Origin of the sequence: Chloroflexus islandicus (assembly GCF_001650695.1) — a bacterium.
GTDB lineage: Bacteria > Chloroflexota > Chloroflexia > Chloroflexales > Chloroflexaceae > Chloroflexus > Chloroflexus islandicus.
In genome coordinates, this window is the sequence record NZ_LWQS01000114.1 from 48,319 (window position 1) to 60,048 (window position 11,730).

6 protein-coding genes are annotated in these 11,730 nt (G+C 63.9%); 2 read left to right on the plus strand and 4 right to left on the minus strand.

Annotation, left to right across the window (positions count from 1 at the left end):
- The first annotated feature begins 31 nt into the window (after window positions 1–31).
- Together A6A03_RS19005 and A6A03_RS19010 are read left to right on the plus strand one after the other, a co-directional pair.
- Window positions 32–2,533: a U32 family peptidase gene (locus A6A03_RS19005; protein WP_066791408.1), complete on the plus strand. Its 2,502-nt coding sequence runs from the start codon at window positions 32–34 to the stop codon at window positions 2,531–2,533.
- Between the two features lie 11 nt (window positions 2,534–2,544).
- Entirely contained in the window at window positions 2,545–3,621 is a 1,077-nt protein-coding gene (locus tag A6A03_RS19010; protein ID WP_066791410.1) for a 2,5-dihydroxypyridine 5,6-dioxygenase NicX family protein, read from the plus strand.
- 1,161 nt (window positions 3,622–4,782) lie between these two features.
- Here the strand turns inward: A6A03_RS19010 and hutH are convergent.
- The 4 genes from hutH to A6A03_RS19030 all read right to left on the minus strand — a co-directional run bounded on the left by hutH (window position 4,783) and on the right by A6A03_RS19030 (window position 11,226).
- Window positions 4,783–6,336, minus strand: a complete 1,554-nt coding sequence (gene hutH, locus A6A03_RS19015) for a histidine ammonia-lyase (protein ID WP_066791411.1) — start codon at window positions 6,334–6,336, stop codon at window positions 4,783–4,785.
- A gap of 1,108 nt (window positions 6,337–7,444) precedes the next feature.
- Window positions 7,445–8,731: an imidazolonepropionase gene (gene hutI, locus A6A03_RS19020; RefSeq protein WP_172812340.1), complete on the minus strand. Its 1,287-nt coding sequence runs from the start codon at window positions 8,729–8,731 to the stop codon at window positions 7,445–7,447.
- A gap of 13 nt (window positions 8,732–8,744) precedes the next feature.
- The gene (hutU, locus tag A6A03_RS19025) at window positions 8,745–10,397 is read right to left on the minus strand and encodes a urocanate hydratase (protein WP_066791412.1); all 1,653 of its coding nucleotides are present in this window, start codon (window positions 10,395–10,397) and stop codon (window positions 8,745–8,747) included.
- Between the two features lie 103 nt (window positions 10,398–10,500).
- The gene (locus A6A03_RS19030) at window positions 10,501–11,226 is read right to left on the minus strand and encodes an MBL fold metallo-hydrolase (RefSeq protein WP_066791413.1); all 726 of its coding nucleotides are present in this window, start codon (window positions 11,224–11,226) and stop codon (window positions 10,501–10,503) included.
- Window positions 11,227–11,730: the final 504 nt, after the last annotated feature.

Here is an 11,730-nt window from a genome sequence, read left to right on the forward strand (position 1 = left end):
GCAACGCGATCATCCTATGGAACAATGAGCCATGCGCAAGCCTGAGATTATGAGTCCCGCTGGCTACTGGCCGCAATTGCATGCCGCGATTGAAGCCGGCGCCGACGCGGTCTATTTTGGGTTGACCCATTTCACTGCCCGCGCTAAGGTAGGTTTTACGCTTGATGAACTGCCAGAGGTGATGAAGACGTTGCACCGGCGGGGGGTGAAGGGGTATGTCACCTTTAACACGCTCGTGTTTGACCACGAGTTGCGCGCGGCGGCGACGGCACTGGCCGAGATTGCCGCTGCCGGAGCCGATGCGATTATCGTGCAAGATGTAGGCATTGCAGCGCTGGCGCGCCGGATCGCGCCCGATCTGCCGATCCACGGCAGTACGCAGATGAGCATTACCAGTGCCGAGGGGGTAGCTTTGGCCGCTCGCTACGGCGTGTCGCGGGTGGTTTTGGCTCGCGAGCTCTCACTGGCCGAAGTCGCGGCGATTCGCGCCCGCAGCCCGATCGAGCTGGAAATCTTTGTCCACGGCGCGCTCTGTGTCTCATATTCCGGCCAGTGCTTCTCGTCAGAGGCGTGGGGCGGGCGCAGCGCCAACCGCGGCCAGTGTGCCCAAGCCTGCCGGCTGCCGTACGATCTGATCGTTGACGGCCAGCATCGTCCGCTCGGCGCAGCCCGTTACTTGCTCTCGCCCGGCGATTTGGCGGCGATTGATGAGATGGCGACGATTGCGCGCCTCGGCGTGAGCGCGCTTAAGATTGAGGGCCGTTACAAAGACGCCGAATATGTGGCGATTACCACCAACGCCTACCGCCGCGCGCTCGACGCGGCGTGGGCCGGTCTGCCGCCCGATCTGACCAGCACCGACCGGTTGCACCTCGAACAGGTCTATTCACGTGGGTTAGGGCCGCACTTCTTGCGCGGCACCAACCATCAGGCGGTCGTAGAGGGCCGCGCGCCGCGCCATCGCGGCTTGTTGATGGGCCGGGTGGTGCGGGTGAGGTCCGACGCCATTCTCATCGCGCCGGAACCGGGCCGCGAGGCGGCGCCGCTCAAGCCCGGCGATGGGGTGGTGTTTGATGCCGCCGATTGGCGCAGTCCAGAAGAGCCAGAAGAGGGAGGGCGCATCTTTACCGTCACCCCGGTAGGCGATGGCCTGCTGGCGCTGACCTTTGCCAAGGGCGCGATCAACCCGCGCCGCATCCGGGCCGGCGATCTGCTCTGGCGCACCAGCGATCCGCAGACCGAACGGGTAGCGCGGCCATTCGTGCAACCAGCCGCGCCGGTGCGCCGCCAGCCGGTGCGGGTGGAAGCTATCGCCCGCGCCGGCGCGCCGCTCAAACTGCGCTGGACGCTGGTTGACCGGCCAGACCTCACTGTTACGGTGCAGAGTTCCGAACCGCTGACGACAGCCCAAAACCGCCCGCTCGATGAAGCGACGCTGCGCGACCAGTTGAGCCGCTTGGGTGACACGGCCTACCAGTTAGCCGAACTGGCTGCCGTGATCGAGGGCAACCCATTCGTGCCGGTTTCGCTGCTCAACCAGTTACGCCGGCAAGCGGTCGCCGCCTTCGCCGAACTGCAAGGCCAACCGCCGGCCATCACCATCCACGACCCGGTGCGCGCGCTCGACGAGATGCTGGCCGCCGTGGCGCCGGCAGCGCCGCCGGACACCACCCAGCTCCATCTGCTTATCCGCTCGCCTGACCAGCTCGCAGCGGCGATTGCGCTACAGCCAGACAGCATTACGCTCGACTACCTCGATCTGGAAGGGCTAAAGCCGGCGCTGGCGCAAGTGCGCGCCGCCGGCATCGCCGTTCGCATCGCCGCGCCGCGCGTGCTCAAGCCGGAAGACGAGCGGGTGGTGCGCTTCTTACGCAAACTCGACGCGCCGCTCTTGGTGCGCTCGACCGGCCTGCTCGAAATGTTGCGCGACGATCCGGCGGTGGAGTTGACCGGCGATTTCAGCCTCAACGCTGCCAACATTCTCACCGCCGATTTGCTGTTAGGACTAGGCTTGCAACGGCTCACCCTGACGCACGATCTCAACGCCGACCAGATCGCGCATCTGGCTGAGCGGATCGGCGGCAGCCGGTTGGAAGCGATTGCCTACCACCACCTGCCCGTCTTCCACACTGAACACTGCGTCTTCTGCCGCTTCTTGTCGAACGGCACCAGCTACAAAGATTGTGGCCGCCCGTGCGAACGGCACCGGGTGGCGTTGCGCGACTCGCATGGCCGCGCCCACCCGGTGATCGCCGACGTCGGCTGCCGCAATACCGTGTTCGGCGCTGAAGCGCAAGAGGCGAGCAAATACCTCGATCGCTGGCGCGCCGCCGGCATTGCCCACTACCGGCTCGAATTCGTGCATGAGTCGGCAGCGCAGATCACCAACGTCACCGAAGCGTTCCGCGCCTATCTTAACCAGCAGATCGACGCTGCTGAATTGGGCCGGCGCTGGCGGCAGAGCGCGCCGCAAGGCGTGACCGAAGGCAGCTTCTTTGTGCCAGCGAATTACCAGTACATTCCGTTGATGTAAGGAGATCAGCCATGGCCGAGAGTTTGTGGGATCAACTGGCAGCGCGGCTAGTTGATGCGCTCGGCGCGCAGCGCGGCGAATTGGTCGAGGTGCGCGATGAGGCGGGCAATCAACGCCTGCTGCACGCCGTCTTGCTGGCGTTGGAAAGCATCGGCGCTGAGCCGCTGGTGGCTATTCTGCCGGCGCAGCATGTCGAACGGTTGCTGGCGACAACACCGCCCGACATCCTCGCTGGCCGCGACCAGCGGCGGGTGGAGTGGCTCCAGCAGGTGGATCGTTCGCTGGCCCTAATCGGCGCGCAACCCGATCTGCGCCGCGCACCGGAAGCAGCGTTGCGCGCGTTTACGACTACGTACAACCAGCTCGAAGTGATCCGGCGCGAACGCCGCATCCCGCAGGTGATCGCCGCCATTCCAACCATCGGCAAAGCGGCCCAGCTCGGCATCAGCCACGAAGACTTGGAATTGCGCATGATGCCGGCGCTGCTGGTTGATCCAGCAGTGTTGGTTGCGGACAGCGAGCGGGTGCAGAGCGCGCTGGCGACGGCCAAGACCATCACTATCACCAGCGGGCCGGATTACGAACTGCGCGTGCAGCATGGCGAGCGGCCATGGCTGCGCGATGCGGGCCGGCTGGAAACGACCGGCGGAACCGCAGGAGCGATTGTGAGCAACGTGCCGGCTGGCTTGCTCTACACCACGATCGTTGAGGAGAGTGCCGAGGGTGATCTCTTCCTGCCGGTGGCCGGCCCAGCGCGTGCCGCCCATCTCCAATTCCACAATGGCCGCCTTACCCGTATCGAAGCAGCCAGTGGCGGCGAACAGCTTGCCGCGCTCTTTGCCCAACACAGCGGTGAATCGGGCCGGATCGGCGCGATCGGGATTGGCCTCAACCCACACCTGCGCCAACCGATTGGCTGGCCGCTGGTTGACCGGCACATTCAGGGGGCGATCAGCGTCTCGTTGGGTGAAAACCGGTATCTCGGCGGGGTGAATGTCTCGTCGCTCGCGATTGACTTCGCTACCACCGCCGCTAGCCTGCGCGCCGATGATCGGGTGATTGTGGATGGGGGCCGGTTGGTGGTATAGGTGATTGACACTCACCCCCAGCACCCTCTCCCTATACGCTTCAAGGTTGGAAAGAGCATCTGTCCGGAACCCGGACTTTCAGGGCCGGGCTAGGCTTACGAAGCCCGCTGCGCGAGCTGCTGGCCCTCACCCCCCGGCCCCTCTCCCACTGCGCGGCGTTCAAGGGCAGACAGCACATCTGTCTAGAACCCGGCCCTGAAGGGCCGGGCTAGGCTTACCCGCCCCGCTGCGCGGGCTGATGCCCTCACCCCTTGCCCCTCTCCCACTGCGCGGCGTTCAAGGGCAGACAGCACATCTGTCTAGAACCCGGCCCTGAAGGGCCGGGCTAGGCTTACGAAGCCCGCTGTGCGGGCTGATGCCCTCACCCCCAGCCCCTCTCCCACTGGCGTGGGAGAGGGGCGCGCAGAACTGGCCTTTGAGGCATCGCACAGCGATCAACCATTGTCATCAATCAAATGTTTTGTCCGCCCTTCTAAAAGAAGAGTCGCCTGTGTGGCGCAGGAGCGCGGTCAATGGCGTTGAATCTGTTCCAAAAGGCTCAGAGGGAGGGAATGCGGCAGTTGAACTGCCGCCCGGAACCCGGCCCTGAAGGGCCGGGCTAGGCTTACAAAGCCCGCTGCGCGGGCTGATGCCCCCACCCCTTGCCCCTCCCCCGCTGGGGGAGGGGTGATGGCGTGCGCAGCACCGGGCTTTGAGGCTTCGCACAGCGATCAACCGTTGTCATCAATCAAATGTTCTGCCCGCCCTTCTGAAAGAAGAACCCCGTGTGGCGCAGGAGCGCGATCAATGTCGTTGAATCTGTTCCAAAAGGCTCAGAGGGAGGAATGCGGCAGTTGAACTGCCGCCCGGAACCCGGCCCTGAAGGGCCGGGCTAGGCTTACAAAGCCCGCTGCGCGGGCTGATGCCCCCACCCCTTGCCCCTCCCCCGCTGGGGGAGGGGTGATGGCGTGCGCAGCACCGGGCTTTGAGGCTTCGCACAGCGATCAACCGTTGTCATCAATCAAATGTTCTGCCCGCCCTTCTGAAAGAAGAACCCCGTGTGGCGCAGGAGCGCGATCAATGTCGTTGAATCTGTTCCAAAAGGCTCAGAGGGAGGAATGCGGCAGTTGAACTGCCGCACTCCATACATCATCTCCCTACGAGTTGCTATTCTTTATTTGCTCACCCGCCCTGCTGCGCAGCGGCCACGATCCGGCCCTGCGCGACCAGTTCGCTGATGGCGGTGATGTAGGGATGCAGCAGCGTATCCGCGGCCACAAACGGCACATGGCGGCGGATCAGCTCGTAGACGGGGCCGGTGCCGCGCCCCAGCCGGGCTTGCGCCCCTAGTTCTTGGCGGCGAAAGTCGATGCCCTGCGCTGCGGCAAACAGCTCAAGCGCCAAAATCTGGCTGACATTATCGAGAATCGTGCGCAGTTTGAGGCCGGCGGTCAGGCCCATGCTGACGTGATCTTCGACGTTGGCCGAGGTGGGAATGCTATCAACGCTGGCCGGATGGGCCAGTACTTTATTTTCGGTCGCCAGCGCCGCCGCCGTATACTGCACAATCATAAAGCCGGAATTGAGGCCGCCAGCGCGGGTAAGAAAGGCCGGCAAAACGTGCGTATTCGAGGCTTCGTCGGTCAGCCGCATCAGCCGCCGCTCGGCGATATTGCCTAACTCGGCCACTGCCAACCCCAAATAATCGAGCGCAATCGCGAGCGGCTCGCCGTGAAAATTGCCGCCAGAGATGACCTCAACCGTCCCATCATCGTCCACAAAGAGCAGCGGGTTATCGGTGACAGCATTCAATTCAATCTCAAACACCCACCGCGCATAAGCGATCGCGTCGCGCACCGCGCCATGCACCTGCGGAATGCAGCGCAAGGTGTAGGCGTCTTGCACGTGGCGCGGGTCGTTATTGCGGACAAATTCGCTGCTGGCCAGCAACTGGCGCAGATGCGCCGCGCACTCGATCTGGCGGGGGAATGGACGCAACGCATGCAGACGCTCATCAAAAGCCGCCGGCGTGCCGTAGAGCGCTTCAAGGCTGAGACAGCCAGCAATATCAGCAGTGGCGTTGAGCAACTCAGCGCGCGCGGTTTCGAGCACGCCGAGCGCGCACATCACTGCGGTGCCGTTCGTCAAGGCCAAGCCCTCTTTGGCCGCCAGCGTGAGCGGCTGCCAACCGAGCCGTTCGAGCGCAGCGGCGGCTGGCATCACCGCACCCTGCCATTCAACCTCGCCCAACCCGATCAGTGGCAGCGCCATGTGGGCCAACGGCGCTAAATCGCCACTCGCGCCGAGCGAGCCTTTGCTGGGGATGCGCGGATGCACCCCGGCGTTAAGCAGATCGATCAACCGTTCGAGCGTTGCAAGGCGGACACCCGAATGGCCGCGGGCAAGCGTGTTAGCCCGGATCAGCATAATGGCGCGGGTAGTGGGAATATCGAAGATCGGTCCCACCCCCACTGCGTGGCTCACCAGAATGTTGTACTGCAACTGCTCAACCTGCTCAGGCGCAATCACCCGATCCTTAAACGCGCCGAAGCCGGTGGTAATGCCATACGCTACCACCCCACGCGCCAGCAGGTCTTGCACCGCCTGCGCCGCCCGTTCCACCCGCTCACGGGCGGACGGCGCCAAGCGCACCGCCGGCGCGCCGGGTTGGCCATAAGCAACTGCCAATACCTGTTCGATCGTCAGACTGGCGCCGTCGAGAAGAATGTCGTTCATAACACCTCGGTCGTTCATGCACACACTTGGGAACGCGGGCCGGCGACCCGCGTGAGACATCGCATTGCCCCCACCCCAACCCCTCTCCCGCTGGGGGAGGGGTAACTTCAAGGCGCAGAGCAGGCAAAGCCGCAGAGGATGAACACGCAAAGGCGCAACGGACGCGGAGGGCGCAAAGGCTTTTGGGATAGTTATCATCTTCCGCGCCCTCGGCGGTACACAACTTACCCTTTTCCCCTCTGGAGGAACGCGCAACAACACCTATCATTGTCGTGGCTTTTGCGTCTTTTTGTGGCTATTCCCCTGCGTCCTCCGCGCGCTCAGCGGTAAAAAACGATGTTCCCTCACCCCCGGCCCCTCTCCCGCTGGGGGAGGGGCAACCCGCACCCCCAGCCCCTCGGTTGCCCCCACCCCAACCCCTCCCCCGCTGGGGGAGGGGCAACTTCAAGGCGCAGAGGAGGCAAAGCCGCAGAGGATGAACACGCAAAGGCGCAACGGACGCGGAGGGCGCAAAGGCTTTTGGGATAGTTATCATCTCCGCACCCTCGCATGTAAACAACTTGCCCCTTCCCTCTTCGGGAAAAGCGCAACAACACCTGTTATTTTCGTGGCTTTTGCGTCTTTTTGTGGCTATTCCCCTGCGTCCTCCGCACCCTCAGCGGTAAAAAACGATGTTCCCTCACCCCCAACCCCTCTCCCGCTGGGGGAGGGGTAACTTCAAGGCGCAGAGCAGGCAAAGCCGCAGAGGATGAACACGCAAAGGCGCAACGGACGCGGAGGGCGCAAAGGCAGTTGAGATGGTTACCATCCTCAGCGCCCTCTGCGGTCAACAGATCCCCCCTTCCCCGCTAGGAGAACGCGCAACAACACCTATCATTGTCGTGGCTTTTGCGTCTTTTTGTGGCTATTCCCCTGCGTCCTCCGCGCCCTCAGCGGTAAAAAACGATGTTCCCTCACCCCCGGCCCCTCTCCCGCTGGCGCGGGAGAGGGGTGTCTTATTCAGTTCGTTCCGGCATCCTTCCCGCTGAAGCAGGAGATTGCTGCGGGCGCGACGCGCCCTCGCAATGACATTTAGGGTATGCCCCGCTCTGTTATGACGCAGAAACCATTACTCACTCTCCCCGACCACGACCTGCCCGCGCTTGATCACCCGCTCAACCGGCGATCCGCCCAATTCGTACATCAACCAGCGATAATCCGCTTCGGTCAGCACCAGCAGATCGGCCTGCATGCCCGGCATGATTGCACCAACCCGCCCGCCCAAGCCGATCGCATGCGCAGCGTTGACTGTCGTCGCTAGCAATGCCTCGGCGGGGAGCATACGCATGTAGCGGCAGGCGATCGCCATCGTCAATGGCAACGACAGCGACGGCGCCGAACCGGGGTTGGCGTCGGTGCTGAGCGCCACGGCGACGCCGGCGTCGATCATCTGGCGAGCAGCGGCAAAGTGGCTCAGGCCGAGGTTGAGCGAGACCAACGGCAACAAGACGGCGACGGTAGCGCTCACGGCTAACGCCGGGAACATCACCGGATTTGTTACGTCAAGATGATCAACTGACGTTGCACCGAGTTCGAGCGCCATCGCCAACCCGCCCAACTCGGCAAACTCGTCAACGTGCGCCTTGAGTGAAAATCCCAACGCCTGCGCCGCGGCCAACACCCGCCGGCTTTGGGCCACATCGAACGCGCCACGCTCGCAGAAGACATCGGCGAAGAGCGGTATGCTGCGGGCGGCAAACGATGAAACGCGATACCAGTCGCGGGCGAGGGGCAACATCTCTTCAATCACGAGATCGATATAGGCATCGGCTCGTCCGGCAAATTCCGGCGGCACTGCGTGGGCCGGCAAGAAGGTCGGCACGAGTTCGACCGGTTGGGCAGCGGCCAGCAACCCGATCGCCGCCAACTGGCGCAACTCAGCATCGCGTGCGAGACCATAGCCGGTTTTGACTTCGGCGGTCGTGGTGCCGAGGCGTAGCATCTGCTGCAGGCGGGGCAGCGTCGCCTCAACCAACTCGGCGGTCGTGGCGGCGCGGGTGAGGCGCATCGTGCGCAGAATCCCGCCACCGGCAGCCATGATCTCTTGGTAGGTCGCGCCGGCGCAGCGTTGTTCAAACTCAGCTACCCGATCGCCGGCATAGACGATATGGGTATGGCAATCGACCAGACCGGGGCAGACGGCGCGGCCACGGGCATTGATCTCACGGGCCGGGTGAAACCGGCGGCGCAGTTCGGCGCTCGGCCCCACAGCGATAATCGTTGTGCCGCGGATTGCTACTGCACCGTCGCTGATGATGCCAAGCTCGCGCATAGCCGCACCCCGGCGCGGGCCGGGAGGGCCGGCGCAGGTGACCACTTGCGCAGCGGAATGGATAAGCAGGTCGCAGGGTTCCATGATGTTCCTCAGACTATGGCGCGAGCATTGGCATGTCGATGCCGTGGCGGCGGGCAAAGTCAATCGCTTCCGGGTAGCCGGCGTCGGCGTGACGCACCACCCCCATACCGGGATCGGTCGTCAACACCCGCTCGATCCGGCGGGCCGCTTCGGGCGTGCCGTCGGCCACAATTACCTGCCCGGCATGGATGCTGTAGCCAATCCCCACCCCGCCACCGTGATGGATGCTGACCCACGTCGCCCCGCCGACCGCGTTGATCAATGCGTTGAGCAACGGCCAATCGGCGATCGCATCGGAACCGTCGCGCATACCTTCGGTTTCGCGGTTGGGACTCGCCACCGAGCCGGCATCGAGATGGTCGCGCCCGATCACAATCGGCGCTTTCACGGCGCCGCTGGCAACCAGATCGTTGAGGAGCAAACCGGCCTTGGCCCGCTCACCATAGCCGAGCCAGCAGATTCGGGCGGGTAGGCCCTGAAAGGCCACGTAGTCGCGGGCCAACCGCAACCAGCGGCCAAGATGCTCGTCGTGGGGGAACAACTCACTGATTGCGCGGTCGGTCACATAGATATCTTCGGGGTCGCCAGAGAGGGCTACCCAACGGAACGGCCCCTTCCCTTCACAGAAGAGCGGGCGAATGTAGGCCGGTACGAAACCGGGGTAGCTAAAGGCATCGCTCACGCCGGCATCAAAGGCGCGCTGGCGCAGATTGTTGCCATAATCAAACACAATGCAACCGCGCCGCTGCCATTCGAGCAACACGCGCACGTGCTCGGCCATCGAAGCCATAGCGCGGCGGTCGTATTCTGCAGGATCGCGTTCGCGCAACGCGGCAGCCTCGGCCAGCGACAAGCCGGCGGGAATATAGCCATAACGCACATCGTGGGCGCTGGTCTGGTCGGTCGCCACATCAGGGGTGACACCCCGGCGGAGCATGTCGGGCAACACCTCGCTGGCGTTACCGATCAACGCAATCGAGAGCGGCTTACCGGCAGCGCGGGCCTCTTCGGCCCACGTCATCGCCTCTTCGAGATCATCGCTCAGCCGGTCAACTTGGCGCAAACGCAACCGGCGTTCAGCCCGCCAGCGGTCGATCTCAACAGCAATCAATACGCCTTCATTCAGCGTCACCGCCAACGGTTGCGCGCCACCCATCTCGCCCAAGCCAGCCGTCACCACCAGCTTGCCACGCAGCGTCCCCCAGCCAGCCGAGCGCGCCAGCGCGCCAAAGGTCTCGTAGGTGCCTTGCAAAATCCCCTGCGTGCCGATATAGATCCAACTCCCCGCCGTCATCTGGCCGTACATCGTCAACCCCGCCGTCTCCCAGCGATCGAAATTGGCCTGCGTCGCCCATGCCGGCACCAGATTGGAATTGGCTAGCAACACCCGCGGCGCATCGGGGTGAGTGCGGAACACGGCGACCGGCTTGCCCGACTGCACGAGCAGCGTCTCGTCGGGTTTGAGCCGGCGCAGCGTAGCGAGGATGGCGTCAAAGCATTCCCAATTGCGGGCCGCGCGCCCGCGCCCGCCATAAACGATCAGGTTATCAGGGTCAAATGCCACATCGGGGTCGAGGTTATTCTGGATCATGCGGTATGCCGCCTCGATCTGCCAATTGGCGCAGGTCAAGGTCGTACCGCGCGGCGCGCGGATGGTGCGAGTCATAACGTACCTCCTTGTACGGCGATGGCATGCGTTGCCGGTATGGCGCTATGGTACCGTGAAATGAGGCGTGAGGCAAGCGTGTGCCGAACTCAGCAACGCTCAGTTAGCCTGCCTGCACTGCCGCATAACGATGAAAGACGGTTGCCGCATTCTCGCTCAGGGCCGGGCCATGACCAAAGCAGAGGGTCGTAAACTGGCAGCGATCGAGCCGGGCCAGACTGTGGGCCGCCGCCGTTTCATCTTCGAGCACGATCGGCGACTGCAAGCCTTTGCCGCGATACATCACCGCATCGGCGGCGAAGAGCACCTGCTGCGCCGGCCAGCGCAACCCGATCTGGCCGGCGCTATGACCGGGAATGTGGATCACTTCGAGACCGCCAGCGACCGGAATCACCGCGCCATCGGTGGCGATGCGATCAACGCGAGCCGGCGTGATCGTCGCCGGCATCAGCAACTTACCCACGCCAAACGCCAGCCGGTTAAACCAACCATCGGCGCTATGCGCGGTTGGCCGCAGCGCCTGACCTTGCCCGACCTGCTCGGCATCGAGCGGATGCATCCACACCGCTGCGCCGGTGCGTTCTTGCAGCGTGGCCAGATTGCCGGCGTGATCGATGTGATGATGGGTGACAATAATGTGCTGCACATCTTCTGGCCGGCGCCCCAGCGCAGCCAACCCAGCCAGCACCCCGGCGCCGCGATCGGGGTAGCCGGTATCGATCAGAGTTACACCACCAGCCGTTAGCATGAAAAAGACATTGACCGATCCTAGCGGGATTGGCAACGCCAGCTCGTACAATCCGGGCAGAATTAGGCGCGGCGCTGGCATACAGTGCTCCTTTTTTCAATGATGGAGACGGACAGACGTCCGTCACTACGGCGATTTGGTGTGCTGGCGTTGCCCCTACCCTCGATCCCTCAACCTCGTTGGGGGAGAGACAGCCCTCACCCCCGCCCCCTCTCCCACGGGCGCGGGAGAGGGGTGCTGCTACATACCACGCGCTTGCGCCCACGCTCATCCGCGTCCTCGGCGGTATCGGTCTTGCCCCCACCCCCAACACCTCCCCCGCTGGGGGAGGGGCGTCCGACTCCTCCCCCAGCGGGGGGAGGCTGGGAGGGGGGCTACGAGGAGATTGCTTCGGGCGCGCAGGCAGCGCGGCGCGCTGCCTCTACGCGCCCTCGCAATGACAACAGGCCCCCCTATAACAGGACATGACAACACCCGTTCAGAGCTGCGGCAGTCAGCCCGCGCAGCGGGCTTCGTAACCGTAGCCCGGCCCTTTAGGGCCGGGTGATATGGCGCAAGGATGCACTGCGTTGCCTTCACCCCTTG

Excerpts from the sequence above, each read along its gene's own strand:
- A6A03_RS19005 (WP_066791408.1), top strand. The coding sequence starts at position 32 with ATGCGCAAGCCTGAGATTATGAGTCCCGCTGGCTACTGGCCGCAATTG.
- A6A03_RS19010 (WP_066791410.1), top strand. The coding sequence starts at position 2,545 with ATGGCCGAGAGTTTGTGGGATCAACTGGCAGCGCGGCTAGTTGATGCG.
- hutH (WP_066791411.1), bottom strand. The coding sequence starts at position 6,336 with ATGAACGACATTCTTCTCGACGGCGCCAGTCTGACGATCGAACAGGTA.
- hutI (WP_172812340.1), bottom strand. The coding sequence starts at position 8,731 with ATGGAACCCTGCGACCTGCTTATCCATTCCGCTGCGCAAGTGGTCACC.
- hutU (WP_066791412.1), bottom strand. The coding sequence starts at position 10,397 with ATGACTCGCACCATCCGCGCGCCGCGCGGTACGACCTTGACCTGCGCC.
- A6A03_RS19030 (WP_066791413.1), bottom strand. The coding sequence starts at position 11,226 with ATGCCAGCGCCGCGCCTAATTCTGCCCGGATTGTACGAGCTGGCGTTG.